Origin of the sequence: Pseudomonas frederiksbergensis, assembly GCF_003732275.1 — a bacterium.
In the GTDB taxonomy this organism is placed as follows: Bacteria; Pseudomonadota; Gammaproteobacteria; order Pseudomonadales; family Pseudomonadaceae; genus Aquipseudomonas; species Aquipseudomonas frederiksbergensis_H.
The window spans coordinates 430,353-455,760 of record NZ_MOBM01000012.1; the positions used below are offsets into that span (position 1 = coordinate 430,353).

26 protein-coding genes and 1 tRNA gene are annotated in these 25,408 nt (G+C 58.2%); 7 read left to right on the forward strand and 20 right to left on the reverse strand.

Annotated elements, in window-relative coordinates; all coding sequences use genetic code 11:
• The first annotated feature begins 1 nt into the window (after position 1).
• From gcvP to BK662_RS10045, 5 genes are all read left to right on the forward strand, one after another.
• Entirely contained in the window at positions 2–2,869 is a 2,868-nt protein-coding gene (gcvP, locus tag BK662_RS10025; RefSeq protein ID WP_123357925.1) for an aminomethyl-transferring glycine dehydrogenase, read from the forward strand.
• A 207-nt stretch (positions 2,870–3,076) separates the two neighbouring features.
• Complete coding sequence (locus tag BK662_RS10030; protein WP_123357926.1) at positions 3,077–4,453, forward strand: L-serine ammonia-lyase; 1,377 nt, start codon at positions 3,077–3,079, stop codon at positions 4,451–4,453.
• A 33-nt stretch (positions 4,454–4,486) separates the two neighbouring features.
• Positions 4,487–5,611 carry a glycine cleavage system aminomethyltransferase GcvT gene (gcvT, locus tag BK662_RS10035; RefSeq protein ID WP_123357927.1) on the forward strand — a complete coding sequence of 375 codons (1,125 nt, stop codon included), beginning with the start codon at positions 4,487–4,489 and terminating at the stop codon, positions 5,609–5,611.
• 392 nt (positions 5,612–6,003) lie between these two features.
• A complete protein-coding gene (locus BK662_RS10040; protein ID WP_003175786.1) occupies positions 6,004–6,216 on the forward strand; it encodes a cold-shock protein in 213 nt (70 codons plus the stop codon).
• A 95-nt stretch (positions 6,217–6,311) separates the two neighbouring features.
• Positions 6,312–6,800 (forward strand): RDD family protein, encoded by a 489-nt coding sequence (locus tag BK662_RS10045; RefSeq protein ID WP_123357928.1) that lies wholly within the window; start codon positions 6,312–6,314, stop codon positions 6,798–6,800.
• Positions 6,801–6,934: 134 nt separating this feature from the next.
• On the opposite strand, the gene nadA is transcribed toward BK662_RS10045, so the two are convergent.
• The 18 genes from nadA to BK662_RS10135 form a co-directional block, all read right to left on the reverse strand.
• Positions 6,935–7,993 (reverse strand): quinolinate synthase NadA, encoded by a 1,059-nt coding sequence (nadA, locus tag BK662_RS10050; RefSeq protein WP_052964278.1) that lies wholly within the window; start codon positions 7,991–7,993, stop codon positions 6,935–6,937.
• 251 nt (positions 7,994–8,244) lie between these two features.
• Positions 8,245–8,320, reverse strand: a tRNA-Lys gene (locus BK662_RS10055).
• A 63-nt stretch (positions 8,321–8,383) separates the two neighbouring features.
• Positions 8,384–9,076 carry a 7-cyano-7-deazaguanine synthase QueC gene (gene queC / locus BK662_RS10060; protein ID WP_123357929.1) on the reverse strand — a complete coding sequence of 231 codons (693 nt, stop codon included), beginning with the start codon at positions 9,074–9,076 and terminating at the stop codon, positions 8,384–8,386.
• 1 nt (position 9,077) lies between these two features.
• Positions 9,078–9,725, reverse strand: coding sequence for a 7-carboxy-7-deazaguanine synthase QueE (gene queE / locus BK662_RS10065; protein WP_008072914.1), 648 nt, complete (start codon positions 9,723–9,725; stop codon positions 9,078–9,080).
• A gap of 166 nt (positions 9,726–9,891) precedes the next feature.
• Entirely contained in the window at positions 9,892–10,743 is an 852-nt protein-coding gene (gene ybgF, locus BK662_RS10070) for a tol-pal system protein YbgF (RefSeq protein WP_123357930.1), read from the reverse strand.
• 6 nt (positions 10,744–10,749) lie between these two features.
• Positions 10,750–11,247: a peptidoglycan-associated lipoprotein Pal gene (gene pal / locus BK662_RS10075; protein WP_003178634.1), complete on the reverse strand. Its 498-nt coding sequence runs from the start codon at positions 11,245–11,247 to the stop codon at positions 10,750–10,752.
• 52 nt (positions 11,248–11,299) lie between these two features.
• Positions 11,300–12,568 (reverse strand): Tol-Pal system beta propeller repeat protein TolB, encoded by a 1,269-nt coding sequence (gene tolB / locus BK662_RS10080; RefSeq protein ID WP_201060569.1) that lies wholly within the window; start codon positions 12,566–12,568, stop codon positions 11,300–11,302.
• A gap of 29 nt (positions 12,569–12,597) precedes the next feature.
• Positions 12,598–13,677 carry a cell envelope integrity protein TolA gene (tolA, locus tag BK662_RS10085; protein WP_008072426.1) on the reverse strand — a complete coding sequence of 360 codons (1,080 nt, stop codon included), beginning with the start codon at positions 13,675–13,677 and terminating at the stop codon, positions 12,598–12,600.
• Positions 13,677–14,129 carry a protein TolR gene (gene tolR, locus BK662_RS10090; protein WP_162556275.1) on the reverse strand — a complete coding sequence of 151 codons (453 nt, stop codon included), beginning with the start codon at positions 14,127–14,129 and terminating at the stop codon, positions 13,677–13,679. Before tolR ends, tolA begins: the two co-directional genes overlap by 1 nt.
• A gap of 23 nt (positions 14,130–14,152) precedes the next feature.
• Positions 14,153–14,848 carry a protein TolQ gene (gene tolQ, locus BK662_RS10095; RefSeq protein ID WP_007897030.1) on the reverse strand — a complete coding sequence of 232 codons (696 nt, stop codon included), beginning with the start codon at positions 14,846–14,848 and terminating at the stop codon, positions 14,153–14,155.
• The gene (gene ybgC, locus BK662_RS10100) at positions 14,838–15,305 is read right to left on the reverse strand and encodes a tol-pal system-associated acyl-CoA thioesterase (protein ID WP_123357932.1); all 468 of its coding nucleotides are present in this window, start codon (positions 15,303–15,305) and stop codon (positions 14,838–14,840) included. The genes tolQ and ybgC overlap by 11 nt, the downstream gene beginning before the upstream one ends.
• A 127-nt stretch (positions 15,306–15,432) precedes the next feature.
• On the reverse strand, positions 15,433–16,494 hold the full coding sequence (ruvB, locus tag BK662_RS10105; protein WP_123357933.1) for a Holliday junction branch migration DNA helicase RuvB: 1,062 nt from the start codon (positions 16,492–16,494) through the stop codon (positions 15,433–15,435).
• The gene (ruvA, locus tag BK662_RS10110; protein ID WP_038981959.1) at positions 16,495–17,109 is read right to left on the reverse strand and encodes a Holliday junction branch migration protein RuvA; all 615 of its coding nucleotides are present in this window, start codon (positions 17,107–17,109) and stop codon (positions 16,495–16,497) included.
• A 115-nt stretch (positions 17,110–17,224) separates the two neighbouring features.
• Positions 17,225–17,749, reverse strand: a complete 525-nt coding sequence (gene ruvC, locus BK662_RS10115; protein ID WP_007897036.1) for a crossover junction endodeoxyribonuclease RuvC — start codon at positions 17,747–17,749, stop codon at positions 17,225–17,227.
• A gap of 154 nt (positions 17,750–17,903) precedes the next feature.
• Positions 17,904–18,650 carry a YebC/PmpR family DNA-binding transcriptional regulator gene (locus BK662_RS10120; RefSeq protein WP_008072427.1) on the reverse strand — a complete coding sequence of 249 codons (747 nt, stop codon included), beginning with the start codon at positions 18,648–18,650 and terminating at the stop codon, positions 17,904–17,906.
• Positions 18,651–18,774: 124 nt separating this feature from the next.
• Positions 18,775–20,550, reverse strand: a complete 1,776-nt coding sequence (gene aspS / locus BK662_RS10125; protein WP_123357934.1) for an aspartate--tRNA ligase — start codon at positions 20,548–20,550, stop codon at positions 18,775–18,777.
• A gap of 122 nt (positions 20,551–20,672) precedes the next feature.
• The gene (locus tag BK662_RS10130) at positions 20,673–20,894 is read right to left on the reverse strand and encodes an FmdB family zinc ribbon protein (RefSeq protein ID WP_010457489.1); all 222 of its coding nucleotides are present in this window, start codon (positions 20,892–20,894) and stop codon (positions 20,673–20,675) included.
• Positions 20,895–21,031: 137 nt separating this feature from the next.
• Positions 21,032–21,370 carry a ribbon-helix-helix domain-containing protein gene (locus BK662_RS10135; protein WP_123357935.1) on the reverse strand — a complete coding sequence of 113 codons (339 nt, stop codon included), beginning with the start codon at positions 21,368–21,370 and terminating at the stop codon, positions 21,032–21,034.
• Positions 21,371–21,834: 464 nt separating this feature from the next.
• Here BK662_RS10135 and BK662_RS35680 point away from each other — a divergent pair, with 464 nt between their 5' ends.
• Positions 21,835–22,437 carry a cold-shock protein gene (locus BK662_RS35680; RefSeq protein WP_048395645.1) on the forward strand — a complete coding sequence of 201 codons (603 nt, stop codon included), beginning with the start codon at positions 21,835–21,837 and terminating at the stop codon, positions 22,435–22,437.
• Positions 22,438–22,500: 63 nt separating this feature from the next.
• On the opposite strand, the gene BK662_RS10145 is transcribed toward BK662_RS35680, so the two are convergent.
• Together BK662_RS10145 and BK662_RS10150 are read right to left on the reverse strand one after the other, a co-directional pair.
• Positions 22,501–22,707, reverse strand: coding sequence for a SlyX family protein (locus tag BK662_RS10145; protein ID WP_050683199.1), 207 nt, complete (start codon positions 22,705–22,707; stop codon positions 22,501–22,503).
• A 3-nt stretch (positions 22,708–22,710) separates the two neighbouring features.
• On the reverse strand, positions 22,711–23,136 hold the full coding sequence (locus BK662_RS10150; protein ID WP_123358129.1) for an HIT family protein: 426 nt from the start codon (positions 23,134–23,136) through the stop codon (positions 22,711–22,713).
• A gap of 899 nt (positions 23,137–24,035) precedes the next feature.
• Between BK662_RS10150 and BK662_RS10155 the strand changes: the two genes are divergently transcribed.
• On the forward strand, positions 24,036–25,364 hold the full coding sequence (locus tag BK662_RS10155; protein WP_123357936.1) for an OprD family porin: 1,329 nt from the start codon (positions 24,036–24,038) through the stop codon (positions 25,362–25,364).
• Positions 25,365–25,408 lie beyond the last annotated feature (44 nt).

Below are 25,408 nucleotides of genomic sequence, written 5' to 3' on the forward strand. Positions count from 1 at the left end.
CATGACCCAAGTACTTCCTGTTTCTGTAAATGTCAGCACCGCCAACGAATTCATCGCGCGCCATATCGGCCCGCGTTCGGGCGACGAGCAAGCCATGCTCAACAGCCTCGGCTTTGATTCGCTGGAAGCCCTGAGCGCCAGCGTCATCCCCGACAGCATCAAGGGCACCAGTGTCCTCGGTCTGGAAGACGGCCTGAGTGAAGCGGATGCCCTGGCGCTGATCAAATCCATCGCCGGCAAAAACCAGCTGTTCAAGACCTACATCGGCCAGGGCTACTACGGCACTCACACGCCGTCGCCGATCCTGCGCAACCTGTTGGAAAACCCGGCCTGGTACACCGCTTACACCCCATACCAGCCAGAAATTTCCCAGGGCCGTCTCGAAGCGCTGTTGAACTTCCAGACCCTGATCAGCGACCTGACCGGCCTGCCGATCGCCAACGCCTCGCTGCTCGACGAAGCCACTGCTGCTGCCGAAGCCATGACCTTCTGCAAACGCCTGAGCAAGAACAAAGGCAGCCACGCGTTCTTCGCCTCGGTGCATTGCCACCCGCAAACCCTTGACGTTTTGCGCACCCGGGCCGAGCCGTTGGGCATCGATGTAGTGGTCGGTGACGAACGCGAATTGACTGACGTGACGCCGTTCTTCGGTGCTTTGCTGCAATACCCGGCCAGCAACGGTGACGTGTTCGACTACCGCGAACTGACCGAGCGTTTCCACGCGGCTAATGCGCTGGTCGCGGTCGCCGCTGACCTGCTGGCCCTGACCGTGCTGACCCCGCCGGGCGAGTTCGGCTCTGACGTGGCCATCGGCAGCGCGCAACGCTTCGGCGTGCCGCTGGGCTTTGGTGGCCCACACGCGGCCTACTTCTCCACCCGCGATGCGTTCAAGCGTGACATGCCGGGCCGTCTGGTCGGCGTTTCCGTGGACCGTTTTGGCAAGCCGGCCCTGCGCCTGGCCATGCAGACCCGCGAGCAACATATCCGCCGCGAGAAAGCCACCAGCAACATCTGCACCGCCCAAGTGCTGCTGGCCAACATCGCCAGCATGTACGCCGTGTACCACGGCCCGAAAGGCCTGACGCAGATCGCCCAGCGCATTCATCACCTGACCGCGATCCTCGCCAAAGGCTTGAGCGCACTGGGCCTGACCGTCGAGCAAACCAGCTTCTTCGACACGCTGACGCTCAAGACCGGCGCGCAAACAGCTGCTTTGCACGACAAGGCGCGTGCTCAGAAGATCAACCTGCGCGTTGTGGATGGCGAGCGTCTGGGCCTGTCCCTGGACGAAACCACCAGCCAGGCTGACGTAGAAACCCTGTGGAGCGTGCTGGCCGACGGCAAGGCGCTGCCGGACTTCGCCGCCCTCGCCGCCTCGGTCGAAAGCACTCTCCCGGCCGCGCTGGTTCGCCAATCGCCGATCCTCAGCCACCCGGTGTTCAACCGTTATCATTCGGAAACCGAGCTGATGCGCTACCTGCGCAAGCTCGCCGACAAGGACCTGGCCCTGGATCGCACCATGATCCCGCTGGGTTCCTGCACCATGAAACTCAACGCCGCCAGCGAAATGATCCCGGTGACCTGGGCCGAGTTCGGTGCCCTGCACCCGTTCGCCCCGGCCGAGCAAAGCGCCGGCTATCAGCAGTTGACCGATGAACTGGAAGCGATGCTCTGCGCCGCCACCGGCTACGACTCGATCTCCTTGCAACCGAACGCCGGTTCCCAGGGTGAATACGCTGGCCTGCTGGCGATCCGTGCCTACCACCAGAGCCGTGGCGAAGACCGTCGCGACATCTGCCTGATCCCCTCGTCCGCCCACGGCACTAACCCGGCCACCGCCAACATGGCTGGCATGCGTGTGGTCGTGACCGCCTGCGATGCCCGCGGCAACGTCGACATCGAAGACCTGCGCGCCAAGGCCATCGAGCACCGCGAACACCTCGCTGCGCTGATGATCACCTACCCGTCGACCCACGGCGTGTTCGAAGAAGGCATCCGCGAAATCTGCGGCATCATTCACGACAACGGCGGCCAGGTGTACATCGACGGCGCCAACATGAACGCCATGGTCGGCCTCTGCGCACCGGGCAAGTTCGGCGGCGACGTGTCCCACCTGAACCTGCACAAAACCTTCTGCATTCCACACGGTGGTGGCGGCCCGGGCGTCGGCCCGATTGGCGTCAAGTCGCACCTGACCCCATTCCTGCCGGGCCACGCCCAGATGGAACGCAAGGAAGGCGCGGTCTGCGCGGCACCGTTCGGCAGCGCGAGCATTCTGCCGATCACTTGGATGTACATTCGAATGATGGGTGGCGCGGGTCTCAAGCGTGCTTCGCAACTGGCGATCCTGAATGCCAACTACATTTCCCGTCGCCTCGAAGAGCATTACCCAGTGTTGTACACCGGCAGCAATGGTCTGGTGGCGCACGAATGCATCCTCGACCTGCGTCCGTTGAAAGACAGCAGCGGCATCAGTGTCGATGACGTCGCCAAGCGCCTGATCGATTTCGGCTTCCACGCCCCGACCATGTCGTTCCCGGTGGCCGGCACGTTGATGATCGAGCCGACCGAAAGCGAATCCAAGGAAGAACTGGACCGCTTCTGCGACGCCATGATCCGCATCCGCGAAGAAATCCGCGCAGTGGAAAACGGCACGCTGGACAAGGACGACAACCCGCTGAAAAACGCGCCGCACACCGCCGCGGAAATCGTCGGTGAGTGGACTCACCCGTACAGCCGCGAGCAAGCGGTTTACCCGGTAGCGTCGCTGATCGAAGGCAAGTACTGGCCACCGGTCGGTCGCGTCGACAACGTCTTCGGCGATCGCAACCTGGTCTGCGCCTGCCCGTCGATCGAAAGCTACGCTTAAACCAATGAGGGGACGGGTTCGCCCGCCCCCACTTTCAAGAACACCGTATATCCCCTTGTGGGAGCGAGCCTGCTCGCGAAAGCAGTGTGTCAGGCAACATTGATGGCGACTGATCCACCGCTTTCGCGAGCAGGCTCGCTCCCACAGGGGATCTGCGCCTACCACCAGATTCCGCCAATTCCTATAACAAGAAACCGGAGAACAACCATGTCGTTAAGCGTGTTCGACCTGTTCAAGATTGGCATCGGCCCCTCCAGCTCCCACACCGTCGGCCCGATGCGTGCCGCTGCGCGTTTCGCCGAAGGTCTGCGCCGTGAAGGGCTGCTGGCCGCAACCACCTGCGTCAAAGTCGAGCTCTACGGCTCGCTCGGCGCCACCGGCAAAGGCCACGGCAGCGACATGGCTGTGTTGCTGGGCCTGGAAGGCGAACACCCGGATACCGTAGACACCGAAACCGTCGCCGCCCGCTTGCAAGAAATTCGCGGCAACGGTCGCTTGAACCTGCTCGGCGAACACAGCATTGCGTTCAACGAGAAAGAACACTTGGCGATGATTCGCAAACCGTTGGCCTATCACCCCAACGGCATGATCTTTCGCGCATTCGATGCGGCGGGCATACAAATCCGCAGCCGCGAGTACTACTCGGTCGGCGGTGGTTTTGTCGTCGATGAAGACGCCGCCGGTGCCGACCGCATCGTCGAAGACGCCACGCCGCTCACCTTCCCGTTCAAAAGCGCCAAGGACCTGCTCGGTCATTGCACCACCTACGGTTTATCCATCAGCCAAGTGATGTTGACCAACGAAAGTGCCTGGCGCCCCGAAGCGGAAACCCGTGCCGGTTTGCTGAAGATCTGGCAAGTGATGCAGGACTGCGTCACCGCTGGTTGCCGCAATGAAGGCATCCTTCCTGGTGGACTGAAGGTCAAACGTCGGGCCGCGGCGCTGCATCGGCAATTGTGCAACAACCCGGAATCCTCGCTGCGCGATCCGCTGTCGGTGCTGGACTGGGTCAACCTGTACGCCCTGGCGGTCAACGAAGAAAACGCTAACGGTGGGCGCGTGGTTACCGCCCCCACCAATGGTGCGGCCGGAATCATCCCGGCGGTGCTGCATTACTACATGCGCTTCATCCCCGGCGCCAACGAAGATGGCGTCGTGCGCTTTCTACTGACGGCCGCCGCGATCGGCATTCTGTACAAGGAAAACGCCTCGATCTCCGGCGCCGAAGTCGGCTGTCAGGGCGAGGTTGGCGTCGCCTGTTCCATGGCCGCTGGCGCCTTGTGTGAAGTGCTGGGCGGCACGGTGCAGCAGGTAGAAAACGCCGCCGAAATCGGCATGGAACACAACCTCGGCCTGACGTGCGACCCGATTGGCGGGCTGGTGCAAGTGCCTTGCATCGAGCGCAACGCCATGGGTTCGGTCAAGGCCATCAATGCGGTGCGTATGGCCTTGCGCGGCGACGGTCAGCACTTCGTCTCCCTCGACAAAGTCATCCGCACCATGCGCCAGACCGGCGCCGACATGAAAAGCAAATACAAGGAAACCGCCCGTGGCGGTTTGGCGGTCAACATTATCGAGTGCTGATGCCCGCATCTGCACTATTTTCAGGAGCTGGATATGTCCACCGAACAATTGTCGAAAACCCCGTTGCACGCACTGCACCTCGAACTCGGCGCCCGCATGGTGCCGTTTGCCGGCTATGACATGCCGGTGCAATACCCGTTGGGCGTGATGAAAGAACACCAGCACACCCGTGATCAGGCCGGGCTGTTCGATGTTTCGCACATGGGCCAGATCCGCCTGACCGGCGCCAACGCGGCCAAAGCCCTGGAAACCCTGGTGCCGGTGGACATCATCGATCTGCCAGTGGGCATGCAGCGCTACGCGATGTTCACCAACGAGACCGGTGGCATCCTCGACGATCTGATGGTCGCCAATCTCGGTAACGATGAACTGTTCCTGGTGGTCAACGCCGCCTGCAAGGATCAGGACCTGGCGCACCTGCGCAAGCACATCGGCGACCAATGCACCATCGAGCCGCTGTTCGAAGAGCGCGCACTGCTGGCGTTGCAAGGTCCGGCCGCCGTCACCGTGCTCGCACGCCTGGCGCCTACAGTTGCGAAGATGACCTTCATGCAATTCGCCCGCGTGAAGCTGTTGGGCGTGGATTGCTTTGTCAGCCGTTCGGGCTACACCGGCGAAGACGGTTTCGAAATCTCCGTACCAGCGGCCAACGCCGAAGCCCTGGCTCGCGCCCTGCTGGCCGAACCGGAAGTGGCGGCTATCGGCCTCGGCGCTCGCGATTCCCTGCGCCTGGAAGCTGGCCTGTGCCTCTACGGCCACGACATGAACACCGAAACCACCCCAATCGAAGCGAGCCTGCTGTGGGCCATCTCCAAGCCTCGTCGTGCCGATGGCGCGCGGGCCGGTGGCTTCCCCGGCGCTGAAACCGTGTTCGCCCAGCAGCAAGCCGGTGTCAGCCGCAAACGCGTTGGCCTGCTGCCGCAGGAACGTACGCCAGTGCGTGAAGGTGCGGAAATCGTCAACGAAGCCGGCGAAATCATCGGCAGCGTGTGCAGCGGTGGCTTCGGTCCGACCCTTGGCGGTCCTTTGGCCATGGGTTACCTCGACAGCGCTTATATCGGTCTGGATACGCCGGTTTGGGCAATTGTTCGTGGGAAAAAGGTGCCTTTGCTTGTAAGCAAAATGCCATTTGTTCCACAACGCTACTATCGCGGTTGATTGACTGTTTCTATAAGTAACGCGGCTGCGTTAACAATGCACTAATGTGTAACGCAGCCGCCATAAAATAGTGCGTACGTTTCGTTTATGAACGTTACTTATAACGATCGAAGACAACTGAACAATGCTATCGAATAAGCTTGCACTAGTGGCCGCTCTTACTGCCATCAAGCTGAGGAAATCCGGGCCTTCGCAGGGCTTGTTTTTTCTCCCGTAGTTGGCGTAGAGTTTGTTCACTGTGTTTGCATGGGTCGCTTGGAATCGTGACCTGGGCAGTAGCCTACAAGTTAGCTACATCCCGTTCGACGTCTTCTTACTCTCCTGCAACCAGCCCCAGTACTCTTTCACGAGAAGGAGACTGTCATTCATTTTTGCGTCAAAGGAAATAAGAAATGTCCCAACGTCAGAGCGGTACCGTCAAGTGGTTTAACGACGAGAAAGGTTTTGGTTTTATCACTCCAGAAAGCGGTCCGGATCTGTTCGTACATTTCCGCGCTATTCAGGGCAACGGCTTCAAGAGCCTGAAAGAAGGCCAGAAAGTGACTTTCGTTGCTGTGCAAGGCCAGAAAGGCATGCAGGCTGACGAAGTACAAGCAGAAGCCTGATCTTCTGTAACGAAAAAGCCCCTGATACTGATATCAGGGGCTTTTTTGTGCGCGTAAATCCGTAAAATGGCTTCTTTTTCTGCTCTGAGGCTGCCATGTCGAAACACCTGCTCAACCCACAGGGCGACTTTCCCGCCGTCGGCCTGGGTCGTCACCTGGCAGCGATGTTCTACGACTTTCTGTTATGCACCGCCCTGCTGATCGTCACCAGCGGCATTTACAAGATGATTCAGATGGCAATCATCGGCGAAGAAAAAATGCGCGCCCTGACCGAAGCCGGCGCACTCGACGGTGATCCTCTGCTGTCGACGGTGCTACTGTTTGTGCTGTTTGGCTTCTTCGCCAAGTTCTGGACCTGGTCGGGGCAGACGCTGGGCATGCAGGTCTGGGGCATCCGCGTGCAAAACGCCGACGGCTCATCCATCAGCCTGTGGCAGGCGCTGCTGCGCTTTGTGGTGTCGATCGCATCCTGGCTATGCCTCGGGCTGGGGTTCTTCTGGTCGCTGTTCGACAAGCAGAAGCGCAGCTGGCATGACATCTACTCCAATACCCAGCTTGTACGGATCCCGAAGAAAACCAAATAATTGCGCAGAGTACAAATCATTGTGGGAGCGAGCCTGCTCGCGATGGCGGCGTATCAGTCAACATGGATGTGACTGACAGAACGCTATCGCGAGCAGGCTCGCTCCCACAGTTTTTGCGGCTTAACTGACAGCTCTCAGGCGTTGCCGGCCAACTTCATCCGCGCCGCCTGAGTGAAATCAAGCATCCGCTTCAACGGCCGCACCGCCTGCGGAATCAACGCCGGATCAACGAAGATCTCGTTGGTCCCTTCACGCAAGCTCTTCAGGGTGCGCTCAAGCGTATTCATCGCCATCCACGGGCAATGCGCGCAACTGCGACAAGCCGCCCCGTTACCGGCCGTTGGCGCCTCGATAAAGACCTTGTCCGGGCACAGCTGCTGCATCTTGTAGAAGATGCCGCGGTCGGTGGCGACAATCAGGGTCTTGTTCGGCAGACTTTGCGCAGCAGCGATCAGCTGACTGGTGGAACCCACCGCGTCGGCCAACTCGATGACTGCAGTCGGCGACTCCGGATGCACCAGAATGGCCGCATCCGGGTACAGCGCTTTCATGTCTTCGAGCTGCTTGGCCTTGAACTCTTCGTGGACGATGCAGGCACCGTCCCACAGCAGCATGTCGGCGCCGGTCTTGCGCTGGATGTAAGTGCCCAGGTGCTTGTCCGGGGCCCAGATGATGGTTTCGCCGTTATCCATCAGGCTTTCGACGATTTCCAGCGCACAACTGGAAGTCACCACCCAATCCGCCCGGGCTTTGACTGCCGCCGAAGTGTTGGCATACACCACCACCGTGCGCTCCGGATGCTGATCGCAGAACGCCGAGAACTCGTCTACCGGGCAACCCAGGTCCAGCGAGCAAGTCGCTTCCAGGGTCGGCATCAGTATGCGTTTTTCAGGGTTGAGGATTTTCGCGGTTTCGCCCATGAACTTCACACCGGCGACCACCACAGTCTTGGCCGGGTGGGCATTGCCGAAGCGAGCCATCTCCAGAGAGTCGGACACGCAGCCACCGGTTTCTTCGGCCAGGGCCTGAATGACCGGATCGCAATAGAAGTGGGCAACCAGCACCGCGTCCTGAGCCTTGAGCTCGGCAGCGATGGCAGTACGGTAATAAGCCTCTTCCTCGGCGGTCAGCGGTTTGGGCTGCTTGGCGTCGAGGTGGGCTTGAACCAGAAGGCGTTCGGAAATCTGCGTCATGTTCGCAAGACCTGCAGGCGCTTTCGCGCGAAAGTCGAGTATACACCCGGCTCCGGACCCTTCAGGGTACCGCCGGGAGAGTGAGTATTCATCAGGCGTGGATAGCGTTGAAGCTGCGCAAGGCTACAGAATATCCCGTGGATGCAAAAGATGATTCTGACCTGCGTCACCCGGACTGAGTCGACCTCAAATCGCGGGCAAAAAAAAACCCGGAAATCCTCACTTACGTGGGCCTTCCAGATTTTTTAAAATGGTGGGTCGTGTGGGATTCGAACCTACGACCAATTGGTTAAAAGCCAACTGCTCTACCAACTGAGCTAACGACCCGCTGTGTGGTGGCGCGTATAATACTGATTTTTAAGGACTATTCAACACCTAATTTGAAATAAATCAAAAATAAGGTGTTGGGTCAGTCACACCGGCCGTCGCGAAGCCCTCTGCACGCAGGCGGCAGCTGTCGCATTTACCGCAAGCGCGGCCATTATCGTCTGCCTGATAGCAGGAAACGGTGAGCCCGTAATCGACGCCAAGCTTCACGCCGGCCTGAACGATCTGCGCCTTGCTCAGGTTCTGCAGTGGCGCCTGGATACGGAAGCCCTGCCCTTCTACCCCGGCCTTGGTCGCCAGGTTGGCCATGCGCTCGAAGGCTTCGATGAACTCGGGACGGCAATCCGGGTAACCGGAGTAATCCACCGCGTTGACGCCAATAAAGATGTCACGCGCGCCCAGCACTTCGGCCCAGCCCAGCGCCAGGGACAGAAACACGGTGTTGCGCGCCGGCACGTAAGTCACCGGGATACCTTCACCCGGCGTTTCCGGCACATCGATGCTAGTGTCGGTCAGGGCAGAACCGCCGATACCGTTCAAGTTCAGGCCGATCACCTTGTGCTCGACCACACCCAGGTCCTGGGCGACACGTGCGGCGGCGTGCAATTCGGCGTGTGACCGCTGACCGTAATCGAAGCTCATGGTGTAGCAGCGGTAGCCTTCAGCACGGGCCATGGCCACGACTGTCGCGGAGTCGAGGCCGCCGGACAGCAGGATGACCGCACGTTTTTCAGCAGTGTTCGTTTGTTCAGTCATTTCAGCGCCCCGGCTCGTCATTCCAAAGATATTTATGCAGCTGCAATTGCAGACGCACAGGCAGATTGTCCGCCACCACCCAGTCCGCCAGATCACGCGCGTTCAGGTCATGGTGGCTCGGCGAGAACAGGACTTCGCCGGCACGCTGATCCAGACCGTATTGAATCAGCTTGGACACGGCCCAGTCGTAGTCTTCCCGCGAGCAGATGACAAACTTTACCTGATCGTTAGGCGTGAGCAGTTCGATGTTCTCGTAGCGGTTGCGGTGCGCTTCTTTCGAGCCCGGGGTTTTCAGGTCGACGACGCGACTGACCCGCGGATCGACCGCCGAGATGTCCAGCGCGCCACTGGTTTCCAGCGACACTTCGTAACCGGCATCACACAACTGCTTGAGCAAGGGAATGGCATTCGGTTGCGCCAGGGGTTCGCCGCCCGTGACACAAACATAACGCGGGCGAAAACCGGCCACTTGCTCGAGGATGTCGTCGAGCGTGCGAATGGTGCCGCCAGTGAACGCGTAGGCGCTGTCGCAGTATTGGCAACGCAATGGGCAACCGGTCAGGCGCACAAAAACAGTGGGCAGCCCGGCAGTCCGCGTTTCACCCTGCAACGAGTAGAAAACTTCGGTGATTCTCAATGTGTCTTGCATAGTCGCCACGGGCGTAACAGCTAAACAGGCTGTCCGCCTCCGTCAGGCACTTCAAGGAACCTCGCCAACGCGTAGATCCCAAAAAGCGTGTTTCATAAAAAGGGCATGAATTCTAACGAAAAAACCCGCGACAAGCGCGGGTTTCTTCAAAACAGACCAAGCATGCTTACATGCGCTGCAAATCGCGTTGCGCCAACTGAGCGGCGGAGGTGCCCGGATATTGGGACACGACCTGTTGCAGAATGCCTTTGACCCTGTCGGTATGACCGAGACGGCGCTCTACATCAGCGAGCTTGTACAGCGAATCAGGCACTTTGGGGTGCTTGGGGTACAGCTGCGAAACCTTGGCAAATGCCTGACCTGCACCTTGCAGATCGCCTTTGGCCAGGTTCACTTCACCCAACCAGTACTGGGCGTTGCCCGCGTATTGGCTGTTCGGGTATTTGCGCAGGAATGCGGCGAAAGCCTGGCTGGCCTTGTCGAAATCCTTGGCTTTGATCAGGTCGAAGGCTGCATCGTAATACAGTTTTTCCTTCGCCGGATCAGCCGGTTCGCTACCCGCGGCAGGCGTTTGTGTGGAAGTGGCAGCGGCTGCCGCTCCGGTACCTGCGCCGGCTGCTGCACCAGGGGCATTCAAATTGCCACCGGTGGAAGAATTATCAGGAGTCGCGGCTGGTGCAACGCCGGTTCCTATGCGCCGATCAAGATCCTGATATCGCTCCAGGTTCTCTTGCTTCATGCGCGCTACATCATTTTGCAGAACTTCGATCACACCCTGTTGGCGTGAGATCTGCTCCTGCATGGATTGCAGTTGGTTGAACAGCTCGCCCTGTGCCGAGACAGGGGCCGAAACCCCTCCCCCGGCATAGGCGCCGTTCGTACCGTAACCCGCAGGCGGATAACTACTCCCGCTATTGTTATAGCCAGAGTTGTCCTCGACCACAGGAACCGCAGCCCACACCGCAAGCGGTGCGAGGCTGAGAGCCAAAACAGTTACAGCACGACGGCACGTTCGCATGACGAATTACTTACGCAGTTCGACGCGACGGTTTTGAGCCCAGGACTGCTCGTCGTTGCCGGTAGCAACTGGACGCTCTTCGCCGTAGGAAACCAGTTCCAGCTGAGCTGGGGAAACACCTTGCAGTACCAGGTAGCGCTGAACGGCTTTCGCACGACGCTCGCCCAGTGCCATGTTGTACTCACGAGTACCACGTTCGTCGGTGTTGCCTTCCAGAACAACGCGAGCGCCGTTTGCTTTCAGGTCTTTGGCGTGAACGTCCAGAGCGCGCATAGCTTCTGGCTTCAGGTCCGAGCTGTCGTATTCGAAGTAGAAGGTGGTGATTGCGCGCAGAGCAGCTTCTTCGCTCAGGGAGCCGTCAACAGCACCAGTGTTAGCGCCGTAACCAGCGTTTGGATCAACAGCGCCTTCACCGGCGTTGTCGCCGCCTTTGGACGAGCAACCTACAGCTACAGCCATGGCCAGAGCCAGCGCAGCAAATTTACCAAACTTCAGCATTTCCATCGTGAAACTCCTAATGAACCCCAGTGTGTTAAGTACAACGTGTAGCGCCGCGTCAGTTCAGGTAAGGGGACCAGGAAGGTTCTCTGACTTCGCCTTGTGCGGTAGGAAGCGGGAGCCTTACGCGTCCATTAATGGACACGAGCATCAAGACTCCCCGGCCCTGCTGGCGGGTGGCGTAGATTACCATGGTGCCGTTGGGCGCAACAGTAGGTGACTCGTCCAGAGTGCTATCAGTGAGGATCTTTACACTACCTCGCTGCAAATCCTGGGCCGCCACCTTGAAATTAGTGAAGCCTTCCTGACGATGGATCATCACCAGGGTCTTTTCATCAGCCGACAGTTTAGGGTTGGCGTTGTAGTTACCGATGAAGGTCACACGCTCCGCACCACCACCGCTTGCGCTGGTTTTGTAGATCTGTGGCTTGCCGCCACGGTCGGAGGTGAAGTAGATGGTCGAACCATCTTTACCCCAGAACGGTTCGGTGTTGATGCCTTGACCGTTGGTGACGCGACTGATCTGACGCGAACCCAGGTTCATTACATAAATGTCCGGGTTGCCGTCTTTCGACAGTACGAACGCCAGGCGCTGACCATCCGGCGACCATGCTGGCGCACCATTCAGGCCTTCGAAGTTGGTGATCTGCTCACGGCGACCGGTGTCGATGTTCTGCATGAAAATACGCGGACGCTTCTGCTCGAACGACACGTAGGCGATGCGCTTGCCATCCGGTGCAAAACGCGGCGACAGGATCGGCTCGCGCGATTGCAGCAGGGTCACGGCACGGGCACCGTCATAGTCCGAACGTTGCAGCGTGTAGCGGGTGTTCTTCTCAGAGAACCGTTCGGCCGTCACGTACAGCAGACGAGTCGAGAACGCACCTTTGATACCGGTGAGTTTCTCGAACGACTGGTCGGAGATGTAGTGCGCCATGTCGCGCAGTTGATCGACGCTGCCCGACACGCTGCCGGTCAACACTTGCTGCTCGGTGGCGACGTTGAACAGTGCGTATTGAACCTGCAGGCGACCGCCCGCTGGAACGATACTGCCGACCATAATGTACTGGGCGCCAACAGCCTTCCAGTCACGGAAAATGATTTCGCTCGCCTGGCTTGGCTGGCTGATCATGTTCTGCTTTGGAATCGGTGCGTAGTAACCCGAGTTACGCAGGTCGTTACCGATGATTTCGGCCATGTCATCCGGCAGCACGGTGCCACCCTGGAAACCGAATGGCACTACGGCAATTGGAGTTGCCTGGGAGCTACCACTGCTGACCAGGATATTTTTTTCATCTGCCGTGGCCAGTCCTGCAAAGCAGAACATGACTACAAGCAGTCCTCGAAGAAGGTTTCTCACAAGGCTAGATCCTCAGGTGTGAATGTCATCTTGAATGAACGATAGGGTGCGAAATCAGCTGGCTTCAGACCCTGCATTTCGGTCAATCGACCAATATTTTTTACCGCCGCTACCGCTGAACTGTCGAACGGCACATCACCACTGGAACGGGCAACCGATACACCGGAGATCGTTCCGTCAGGCAGCATGTTGATTTGCAGGATCACTTTCATGCCCTTGCGGGCCGACGGTGGCTGCGCCCAACCTTCAGAAGCGCGCGAGCGAATCAGGTCATCGAAGTTGCCGGCGACTTCGTCACCCTGCTCATCGGCCAAGGCCTGCTGACGCTGCGGCGTGTCGGAAAGCAAATCTGCCAGGGCCTGAGCCTTTTTCTCATCGACGGATTTACGTGCCGCTTCCTGCGATTTTTTCTTCGCGGCATCGGCAGCAGCTTTCTTCTTCGCGTCTTCGGCGACTTTCTTCTTCGCCTCTTCAGCTTCAGATTTCTTCTTGGCGTCTTCGGCGGCTTTCTTTTTCGCGTCTTCGACGATCTTTTTCTTCGCTTCTTCAGCGGCCGCTTTCTTGGCCTCTTCTTCAGCAGCTTTCTTGGCTTCTTCTTCAGATTTCTTCTTGGCTATATCAGCCAATTGTTTCTCTTCGGCCTTTTTGGCTTCGGCGGTCTTCTTGGCTTCATCGGCTTTCTTGGCTTCATCAGCCTTTTTTGCCTCTTCCGCTTTCTTCGTCTCGTCGGCCTTCTTGGATTCTTCGGCTTTTTGAGCCGCATCTTCCTTCTTTTGTTCCGCGGCCTTGATCGCTTCCTGCTCGATCTTTTTCTGTTCCATCTGTTCGACTTCGGTCTGGCGCGCAGCAGATTTCTGCGCTTCACCCGCAATCTTCTGATTGGTCTGGGTGGTCGCCCGACTTTTCGATTTCAACTGGTACAGGGTCGCCTGGACGATCGGCTTGGCCGGCGGCAGCTCCGGTGTGAAGGCGAAACTGACAAACAGCATGCCGAACACCAGCACGTGCAAGACAATCGCCCAGACACTAGGCCAGAAGTAGCTTTCCGAGGCGGACGGCTCTCGCATTTGCTGCATCAGGGTGCCTCGGTAATCAAGCCAACATTACCGACCCCGGCTTTCTGCAACCCGCCCATCGCGCCCATGACGGAGCCGTAATCGACAGTCTTGTCGCCGCGAATGAATACCTGGGTACGCTTGCCGCCTTCAGTACCGGCGCGAATGATCTTGGTCACCGCGTCGGTCATTTGCGGCAAGGTCATGGCCTTGTCCTGCTGCTTTTCGGTGTCGACTTCGCTGCCAAGGTTCCAGTAGTAGGTCTTGTCAGACTTGATCGAAATGGTCAGGACCTGAGTGTTGTTGTCCTGCGGCAAGGCTTCGCTGGAAACCTTGGGCAGATCAACTTTCACGCCCTGATTGAGCATCGGCGCGGTCACCATGAAGATGACCAGCAGTACCAGCATCACGTCGATGTAAGGCACCACGTTCATCTCGGCAACCGGCTTGCGCTTTTTGCGAGCTCGAGCGATTAAAGCCATTGGAAATTACCTGCTTATTCTTCGCTGGTGTGCACTTTGCGGTGCAGGATCGCCTGGAATTCATCGGCGAAGGTGTAGTAACGGCCCAGCAGGGTTTCGCTGCGAGCAGCAAAACGGTTGTAAGCGATAACGGCCGGGATAGCGGCGAACAGACCGATCGCGGTGGCAATCAGTGCTTCGGCAATACCCGGGGCCACGGTGGCCAGGGTCGCTTGCTGGGCAGTTGCCAGACCACGGAAGGAGTTCATGATGCCCCAGACCGTACCGAACAGACCGATGTACGGGCTGACAGAACCGACGGTGGCGAGGAATGGCAGGCTCTGCTCGAGCTTTTCTTCCTCACGGGAGATGGCCACGCGCATGGCACGGGCCACGCCTTCCATGACCGCTTCCGGGTCCACGCCTGACTGCTGACGCAGACGGGAGAATTCCTTGAAGCCAGCACGGAAGATCTGCTCGACGCCCGAATCCGGATCAGGGTTGCTGCCGGCCTGACGGTAGAGTTTGGACAGGTCGATACCCGACCAGAAGCGCTCTTCAAAGCTCTCCAGGGCGCGTCGACCGGCACGCAGCAAGTTGCTGCGCTGAAAGATCATGATCCATGAGGTCACCGATGCGGCTACCAGGATCAGCATTACCAGTTGCACCACGATACTGGCATTGCTGACCAGGCTCCACATGGAGGAATGGTCGACGACGTTAGCTTCCACGCTTTATCTCCTGCTTTGAGTGTGTACCCGCGCCGCTCACGTCGGCAAAGACCGCACGTAGAGCTTCGGGAATGGCCCGGGGTTTTAAACTGTTAGTGCGCACACAGGCCACCAGAAACTGCCCTTCGCAGAGCAGCACATTATCCGTAGCCCGCCTGACCTGCTGTTTGAAGCGCAGGCTGACCCGGTTCAATTCAATTACTTCAGCGCTTACCAGCAGTTCGTCATCCAGTCGCGCCGGCGCGTGGTAACGCGCTTCGCTGGAATGCACGACGAACAACAGGTCCTCCCCTGCCAGCGCCGACTGGGCAAAGCCCAGCTCCCGGAGCCGCTCGGTTCGAGCCCGTTCCATAAACTTGAGGTAATTGACGTAATACACGATGCCGCCCGCATCGGTGTCCTCGTAATAAACGCGACAACGAAGTGCGAACGGCTCAAGCCCGTTTTGCGCGCGCATACTCTAGTGCTTACTCCTCAGGTTGCCAATCCGGCCAGGCAACTGTTTTTCATTGATTCGCGGCTTTATGGCGAAAGTACGGTCCTGGGACAGCACAAACCCCGAATAAATCAGCGCGCAAAGGTTACTAATCGTCCACGGCATCGAGGAACTCGTCTACCACGGGCATCTCGCCTAATCGTGACGGGATGTTTAAACCGAAGTGCAGGTACGCATGCCGAGTGACCACCCGCCCCCGCGGAGTGCGCATGATATAGCCCTGCTGGATCAAATACGGCTCCAGCACGTCTTCAATGGTGTGACGTTCTTCGCTGATCGCCGCCGCCAGACTGTCCACCCCCACCGGCCCACCGTCGAACTTCTCGATCATGGTCAGCAGCAGGCGTCGATCCTGATGGTCGAAACCTCGCTCATCGACATCCAGCAGGTTCAGCGCCAGGTCGGCGATCGGCTTGGTGATATGCCCCTTGGCGCGGACCTCGGCAAAATCCCGGACCCGGCGCAGCAAGCGGTTGGCGATCCGTGGCGTGCCACGGGCACGGCGGGCGATTTCGTAGGCGCCTTCCGGGTCCAGCGGCAAACCGAGAATGTTCGCCGAACGGCTGACAATCGTCGCCAGGTCGGCGGTGCTGTAGAACTCCAGACGCTGGACGATCCCGAAACGGTCGCGCAACGGGTTGGTCAGCATGCCGGCCCGGGTGGTTGCGCCGACCAGGGTGAACGGCGGCAGATCGAGTTTGATCGAGCGCGCGGCCGGCCCTTCGCCGATCATGATGTCGAGCTGGAAATCTTCCATGGCCGGGTACAGCACTTCTTCGACGATCGGCGACAACCGATGGATCTCGTCGATGAACAGCACGTCATGGGGTTCAAGGTTGGTCAGCAACGCCGCCAGATCACCCGGACGCTCAAGGACCGGACCCGAGGTGCTTTTGATCGACACGCCCATTTCCTGGGCAATGATGTTGGCCAGGGTGGTTTTACCCAGGCCCGGTGGGCCGAAAATCAGGGTGTGATCCAGGGACTCATTGCGCCCGCGCGCGGCCTGGATGAACAACTCCATTTGCTCGCGAACGGTCGGCTGGCCAATGTATTCGGCCAGGCTGACAGGACGAATCGCCCGGTCCTGGACTTCCTCGCGGTCACGGGGACCACCCGTGGCGGCGATTAGACGATCAGCTTCAATCACTTAGATCATTCCCTTAAGGGCACGACGAATCATGTCTTCACTGCTCAAACCTTTCTCCTTGATCGCGGAAATCGCCTTGCTGGCCTCTTGCGGCTTGTAGCCCAGGGAAATCAGCGCGCTGACCGCGTCATTTTCGGCGGTGGCGACCGGAGGCGCATCTGGCCCACCCGGCTGGTTTGGCACCAACGCGAACATCGCCGGCACGGTTTCCCACGCTTTAAAGCGGTCCTTGAGTTCCACCAGCAAACGCTCGGCCGTCTTCTTGCCCACGCCCGGCACCTTGGTCAGCGCCGAAGTGTCCTGGGACTGCACGCAACGAACCAGCTCGTCGACCTCCAGGCTCGACATCAAGGCCAGCGCCAGTTTCGGCCCCACACCATTGAGACGGATCAATTCGCGAAAAAAGTCTCGCTCGCGCTTGCCAAAGAAGCCATAGAGTAACTGCGCGTCTTCGCGTACGACCAAATGGGTGTGCAAGGTCAGCGGTTCACCGACCGACGGCAAGCGATAAAGCGTGGTCATGGGTACTTCCAGCTCATACCCCAGACCGTTTACATCCAGAATCAGGTGCGGCGGCTGTTTCTCAGCCAAAGTGCCGCGCAAGCGTCCAATCACGTTTCAGATCCTTGAGCCTTGGCCAGATCAGTGCTGGCGACTGACAGAACAAGGGTTTTGCGCCGACAACACAGGCACAAAACCCTCATTCCATAAAAAATGATTGCTGATGCTATCAGAGACGCAGGCGCCCGCCACGACTGCGTGCTGTACCCAGACCATGAGGCAACAGACTGGAACGGGTGTGAGCATGACAAATCGCGATGGCCAGGGCATCCGAAGCATCGATTTGCGGCTTGCTGGTCAATTTCAGCATGTGCATGACCATCATTTGCACTTGTTCCTTGTTCGCCCCGCCGGTGCCGGTCACCGCCTGTTTAACCTGGGTCGCAGTGTATTCGGCGATTTCCAGGCTTTCCTCGGCACCGGCCACGATGGCAGCGCCGCGGGCCTGACCGAGCTTGAGGGCGGAGTCGGCATTGCGCGCCATGAAGACTTTTTCGATGCCCATGGTCACCGGGCCGTAGGTCTGGATCACCTCACGCACGCCGCGATAGACGATTTGCAGGCGCTCATGCAGCTCGCCGGAGCCCGTGCGAATGCAGCCCGACGCCACGTACACGCAGCCACGCCCGGTATCACGTACCACGCCATAACCGGTGATACGCGAACCGGGGTCGATTCCAAGAATTAAAGTCATAACGCCTGCAGAAAGAGATCGCGGTGGCTTGAGGATAACTGTGTAGGAGCTGCCGAAGGCTGCGATCTTTTAAATAAAAAGCCAAAATCAAAAGATCGCAGGCTTCGCCAGCTCCTACAGGGGCCAGGTGAAAGCTGCGATCTTTATCAATGCATCATCCGAGCTGTGCGGCGACCGACTCCGGAATGTCGGCATTGGAGTAGACATTCTGCACGTCATCCAGGTCTTCAAGCATGTCGATCAGCTTCAGAACCTTCTCGGCGCCTTCCAGGTCCAGTTCGGCACTGGTGGTCGGCAGCATGACGATTTCCGCGTCATCGCCCTTGAAGCCGGCAGCCTCCAAAGCGTTGCGCACGGAATAGAAGCCGGCGAACGAGGTGAACACGTCGATGGAGCCGTCTTCGTGGGTCACCACGTCATCGGCGTCAGCCTCCATGGCCGCTTCCATCAGTGCATCCTCATCAACGCCTGGTGCGAAGGAAATCTGCCCCTTGCGCTCGAACAGGTAGGCCACCGAACCGTCGGTGCCGAGGTTGCCGCCGCACTTGCTGAAAGCATGGCGAACAGCCGCTGCGGTGCGGTTGCGGTTGTCGGTCATGCATTCGACCATCACCGCCACGCCTCCCGGGCCGTAACCTTCGTAGGTCAGCTCGACCATGTCGTCGGTATCGGCAGCGCCGGCACCGCGAGCAACCGCGCGGTCGATGATGTCGCGGCTCATGTTCGCACCCAGCGCTTTATCCAGCGCCAGACGCAGACGCGGGTTGGAGCCTGGATCACCGCCGCCCTGACGAGCAGCAACCGTCAGTTCACGAATCCACTTGGTGAAAATCTTGCCCTTCTTGGCATCCTGACGTTCTTTGCGGTGCTTGATGTTCGCCCACTTGGAATGACCCGCCATAACTCGCTCCGAATTATCTTTGAAACATTGCCCGCCACGCCATGATGCGCCAGCCAGCAAAAAAAAATCTCGACCCTATCTATAAAGAAGGGGCGCATCCGAAGATGCGCCCACAAGGTCAGTCTTACTCAGCCTTTGGCGTTTCGCGCAGACGAATGTGCAGTTCGCGCAATGCCTTGGCATCCACCAGACCCGGAGCCTGAGTCATGACGCAGGCAGCGCTCTGGGTTTTCGGGAAGGCGATCACTTCACGGATCGACTGGGCGCCGGTCATCAGCATCACCAGACGGTCCAGACCGAAGGCCAGACCACCGTGCGGCGGCGCGCCGTATTTCAGGGCGTCGAGCAGGAAGCCGAATTTCTCTTCCTGTTCCGCTTCACTGATACCCAGCAGACGGAACACCGACTGTTGCATTTCCTTGCGGTGGATACGGATCGAACCGCCACCCAGCTCGGTGCCGTTCAGGACCATGTCGTAGGCACGGGACAGCGCGGCTGCCGGGTTGGCTTCCAATTCTTCCGGCGAACACTTCGGCGCGGTGAACGGGTGGTGCAACGCGGTGAAGCTGCCGTCGTCGTTTTCTTCGAACATCGGGAAGTCGACGACCCACATCGGGGCCCACTCGCAGGTCAGCAGGTTCAGATCGTGACCGACCTTGATCCGCAGCGCGCCCAGGGCTTCGCTGACGATCTTGGCTTTGTCGGCACCGAAGAACACGATGTCGCCGTCAACCGCGCCAACGCGATCAAGGATCACATTGAGGTTGGCTTCAGGGATGTTCTTGACGATCGGCGACTGCAGACCTTCGACGCCTTTGGCGCGCTCGTTGACCTTGATGTACGCCAGGCCCTTGGCACCGTAGATGCCGACAAACTTGGTGTAGTCGTCGATCTTGCTGCGCGGCATGCTTGCCGCGCCTGGAACGCGCAGAGCGGCAACGCGGCATTTCGGGTCGTTGGCAGGGCCGCTGAACACCTTGAAGTCGACTTCTTTCAGTTGATCGGCAACGTCGACCAGTTCCAGCGGGTTACGCAGGTCAGGCTTGTCGGAACCGTAACGACGCATGGCCTCTTCGAAGGTCATGTGCGGGAAGTCGCCGAACTCCAGGTCCAGCACTTCCTTGAACAGGTTGCGGATCATTTGCTCGGTGATGCCCATGATCTCTTTTTCATCGAGGAAGCTGGTTTCGATGTCGATCTGGGTGAATTCAGGTTGACGGTCGGCACGCAGGTCTTCGTCGCGGAAGCACTTGGCGATCTGGTAGTAACGATCGAAGCCGGCGACCATCAGCAGCTGCTTGAACAGCTGTGGCGATTGCGGCAAGGCGAAGAAGGAACCGGCGTGAGTACGGCTCGGTACCAGGTAGTCGCGAGCGCCTTCCGGCGTGGCGCGGGTCAGGATCGGCGTCTCGACATCGAGGAAGCCGTTCTCGTCCAGGAAGCGACGGATGCTGGTGGTCATGCGCGAACGCAGACGCAGCTTCTCGAGCATTTCCGGGCGACGCAGGTCGAGGAAACGATAACGCAGACGGGTTTCTTCGCCGACGTCGGAGAACTCGTTGAGCGGGAACGGCGGGGTTTCCGCTTCGTTCAACACTTCCAGTTCGTAGCCCAGCACTTCGATCATGCCCGACGCCATGTTGGCGTTGGTGGCACCGGCCGGACGCAGGCGAACCTTGCCGGTGATCTTGACCACGTATTCGCTGCGCACGCGATCGGCGGCGGCGAAGGATTCAGCGCGGTCCGGGTCGAACACCACCTGGGCCAGACCGTCACGATCACGGATATCGAGGAAAATCACCCCACCGTGGTCACGGCGACGGTGAACCCATCCGCAAAGGGTAATTTCCTGGCCTTCCAGGCTTTCGTTCAGTTGGCCGCAATAATGGCTGCGCATCATGGTAGTGGTTTCACTTCTCGTAATTCAAAATTCGGTTGGAGGTCTTGCCACACCCTCGCACTTAAACAAGGTGCCGGATGATGCAAGAGCTCACGCGTGTCATTCAGCCCGGGCGCTAGACCCTAGTCAGCTTTGTCGCCACCGGCCAGATTCTTCTTGGAACCGGTCTTGAAGTCGGTTTCGTACCAGCCGGTGCCGCTGAGGCGGAAGCCCGGCATGGACAGCATCTTTTTCAGCTCCGGCGCCTGGCAGGCAGGGCAGTCGACCAGCGGTGCTGCGCTGATCTTTTGAATGGCTTCCAACTGATGACCACAGGAAGCACATTGATAGTCGTACATCGGCATGGGGGTTGTCTCGGCGATCAGATTGCTACCGCGCATGCTGGGCTTTGCGGCAAAGGGCGGGATTATATCCATTAAATGCAGCCTGTGCAGCCGTAAGACTGCACAGACCGACACTCGACCCGATCAACCGCCAACCGCTAAGCCATGACGAGGCAACTTCCCTCCTTCAGGCTATGCACGACGCAGACAACCCGCACCAGCCCGGTGAAGTTCTTCACCCCGCCATGACGCAAATGCACTTCGCGATCCACGCGGGACAATAGCGCACTGACCGAGCAGCGATTGACCTTGGCCATATCCCCCAAAATATCCCAATAGACCTGCTCCAGCCGTAAACAGGTCGCAAAGCCATTCAAACGCACCGACCGGGACAATGGCTGGGCCAGGCCCATATCGAATTCGCTGACTAATGAATCAATCCTTACGTCCTTGAGTGGACCGACCCTCCCCTCGTTTCGCCTGTCTTCATGAACCATACCGTTGACACTCCTTTGCCATCCTTGCTGCTTATAAGAGTCATATTCCGTTTCCTTATAAAAGCGCAGGCGCACAGGCATATCCAGATGACTTTATGACCATCAACGTAGGATAAGCCAACAACGGAGGGGAGATCATGGAGCACGTCCTAGGCCGGACGTTTTCCCACAAGAACTGACGCAACATCACTCAATGAAAAGGTAAAAATTCCGAGGAACGCTGCGCGCGAACAATACTCAGCAAGCGTCATTCGCACACCGGCCAGTGGAAAGCACCGCTGGACTGCCTGATTTGAGTAGCCGCGGGCTTTGCTGTTAAATAGGCAGTGTGTCGCTACCGCCTATTTTCCGGGGGTTGCGCATAGGCTGATATCGGGTACGTGTCCAACGCCTCTTATTGTTCTGAAGCGAACCGCGCTCCATCAGCTCTTCCTTGTGATCCGTCTTAACGTGAGTTAATCAAAATGTTGAAAATCGTCCACCTGCTAATGGGCGCAGCAGCCCTGCTGCTGTCCTTCATCCCTAGCCTGCGATCCGAAGCGGTACCTTACCTGCAACAACCTGATGCGCTGTACCTGGCCTTTTTCGGCCTGCTCAACCTCACCCTTGCACCTGTTATCCCTTACTGGAACAAAGGCCCGCGTCATCAACTGCAAAACCTGGTCAGTGCCTTGCTGGTGCTGGCTGTCGTGCTGCAAACCCTGACGCTGATCGCCCCGATGCCTGTCATCGCCGGTCAACCTGCCGTTCTGTTCAGCCTGGTCGTTGCCCTGATCGCCATTCTTCTGCACCTGGCCGTCAGCTTCTACAAATCTTCACCGGCCGCCGCCTCGCCAAGCTATGACATGAGCAACCGCGATACTGGCACCGTTAAATGGTTCAACACCTCCAAAGGCTTCGGCTTTATTTCCCGTGATTCCGGTGATGATATTTTCGTGCACTTCCGGGCAATTCGCGGTGAAGGCCACCGTGTTCTGGTCGAAGGCCAGCGCGTGGAGTTCTCTGTCATGAACCGTGACAAAGGCCTGCAAGCCGAAGATGTGATCGCCGCCCTGCCGCGTCGCTGACTCCAAGGCTAAAAAAAACCGCGAACAGCCCAGGCTGTTCGCGGTTTTTTTATGAACTGCTTTTCAGTAATGCGGCGGTGGCGCCTCTTCTTCGAAGGACTCGAACTGACCGGCCATTTCCTCTTGCCGCTTGAGCAATGCGGCCATTTGCAGTTGCAGGCGCTCCACTGCGCGCTGCTGCGTCGCCAGCACATCACTCAATGCCTGGATGGTATCATCCTGAAACGCCAACTGGCTTTCCAGATCGGTAACGCGTTCTTCCAGGCTCATGACTCAACCCTCCAGAAACGTGAAATCATCGGTCAACACCAGACGCAGCCGTTCACGAATCGTCGCGATCTGCTCTGGACTGTAGGATTTGGCCGGCTGCTTGCCCCAGACCGGAGCTGGCCAGGCGGCGTCCTCACGTTTGCGCACAATCACATGCATGTGCAACTGACTGACGACATTACCCAGGGCTGCGACATTCAACTTGTCCGCATCGAATGAGTCCTTGAGCATTTCCGCCAGCGCGGTCGTTTCCTGCCACAGCTGCTGTTGATCTGCGACATCCAACTGAAATATCTCACTGATATCCTCGCGGCGTGGCACGAGGATGAACCATGGGTAATTCGAATCATTGGACAACAGCAACCGACAGAGCGGGAAATCGCCGATCGGCAACGTGTCTTGTTGAAGTCGTGGATCTAAAGCGAACACAGCGCGCACTCCCCTCTGGTCATCTTTTTTCAGCTTAGCGCCCATACCAAAAGACGGCGGCACCAAGCGACAGGACGGCAGCATACCTGCGAATGCCACGCGCTTCACGACGAACTGCCGCCTGCAGCGTCCTCCGGGCGCCCCGACATGAGCCATTTTGATCCGGCATGCACCATGACAGAACCAGCCGCCGCACAAAAAATGCCGAAATGACCGATAAACAACGGGCTGCTCGATTCGATCACAAAGCAGCCCTGTGTGAATTCGGTACAGCAATTGAAATTTTTTGCACCAAAACCGCACAACGCGTCTACGCTCAGTGCGTCAGCATCCGCTAACTACTCACTGGCGGGGTGAACCGGTAACGTTTTTGGTTGTCGCCCCCATCAGTTGGATGTGGTAAACACGATGCGAAGCATGGCGTCAAGCCCAAGTAAAACGAGCTTGAACCCCCCGGTTTTATGGGGTTTTTACAGCAGCAGGCAGGCCTTTGGAAAAAAACAGCAACAGAATTCCGATTTGTGCACGCTTGTTGCATTCACACCTATATCGTCTATAAGGCGTCCGCTGGAAGTGGAAGCCTTAAGGCCAATAAAAACAGTGGCAGGATTGCCCGATGGAGATTCAAGTGCAGGACCAGGGACTCTTTTTTACCGATGCTCAAGCGATGGAAAACAACGCTGAAGTTGTCAGTCCGATTGCGTCGGGATTGTGAATTTGCGACATCTACCCAGCCATTTGCGACAGGGTCGTAAAGAAGCTGAAAGGTTAGATGCGCAAGTATCGCCAACATGGTCGGCGTGATATAAGTTTGCGCCGACACAAAAAGAAAGAGCCGCCCGGATAATAAAACAGGCGGGACGGCAGTACTCTTCTAAAAACCAAAGGAGCAAATCACGATGCGCGTGATGAAGTGGAGCATGATCGCACTGGCAGTTGCAGCAGCAGCCAGTACTCAAATGGCTACGGCCGCACCTTTCGTAAGTGACCAGGCTGAAGCCAAAGGTTTTGTTGAAGACGCCAAGTTCGACTTGCTGCTTCGCAACTATTACTTCAACCGTGATCGGAAAGATGGCGCAACCGATCAGAAAGACTGGACACAGGGCATCTGGGGCAATCTCAGCTCCGGTTACACCCAAGGTACCGTAGGCTTCGGCGTTGATGCGTTCGGTTACCTGGCAATCAAACTGGACGGTGGTGACGGCACAGGCGGCACGGGCAACATGAGCCGCGACTCCGATGGCCACGTCAACGACAGCCAGGGCAAAGCCGGTGCGGCCGCTAAGTTCCGCATCTCCAAAACCGAGCTGAAAGTTGGTGACATGCAGCCAAGCACTGCTCCAGTGTTCGCTGTTGGCGGTTCCCGTGTGCTTCCTCAAACTGCCAGCGGTTTCCAACTGCAGAGCAGCGAAGTCAAAGACCTTGACCTCGAAGCCGGTCACTTCTACTCGTCGACCAGCCAGGACAGAAACGCCCGTGACGGCGGCCTGTGGGCAACCTACGCCGGTGTAGAAGCCAACTCCATCGATTATTTCGGTGGCAAGTACGGCATCACCGACAACCTGAGCGCATCGCTGTATGGCGCCAAGCTGGAAGATATCTGGAACCAGTACTACGCCAACCTGAACTACACCATTCCAATGGGTGGCAGCGAGTCGCTCAACCTGGACGGTAACATCTACCGCACTACCGATACCGGCGACGCCAAAGCGGGCGAAATCAGCAACACCGCGTTCTCCCTGGCAGCCGCTTTCTCGTTCCTGAAAGCACACACCATTACCGTCGCCTTCCAGAAGGTCAACGGTGACACTCCGTTCGATTACATCGGTGTGGGCAAGAACAACCGCGGCGGCGACTCGATCTTCCTCGCCAACTCCATCCAGTACTCTGACTTCAACGCCCCTGGCGAGAAGTCTGCCCAGGTCCGTTACGACCTGAAAATGGCTGAGTACGGCGTTCCAGGTCTGAGCTTCATGACCCGCTACGTTAAAGGCTGGGACATCGACGGTACCAACACTCCGGCAGGCAGCCCTTACGCTGGTCTGTACGGTGAAGATGGCAAGCACAACGAAACCAACCTCGAAGCCAAGTACGTTGTTCAGTCTGGCCCGGCAAAAGATCTTTCCTTCCGCATTCGTCAAGCATGGCACTTCGCTAACGCCGACGAAGGTGAAGGCGATATCAAAGAGTTCCGCCTGATCGTCGACTACCCGATTTCGGTGCTGTAATTACCGAAAGCTAGTTCGCGGTAATCAAAAAAAGGCCCATCTTC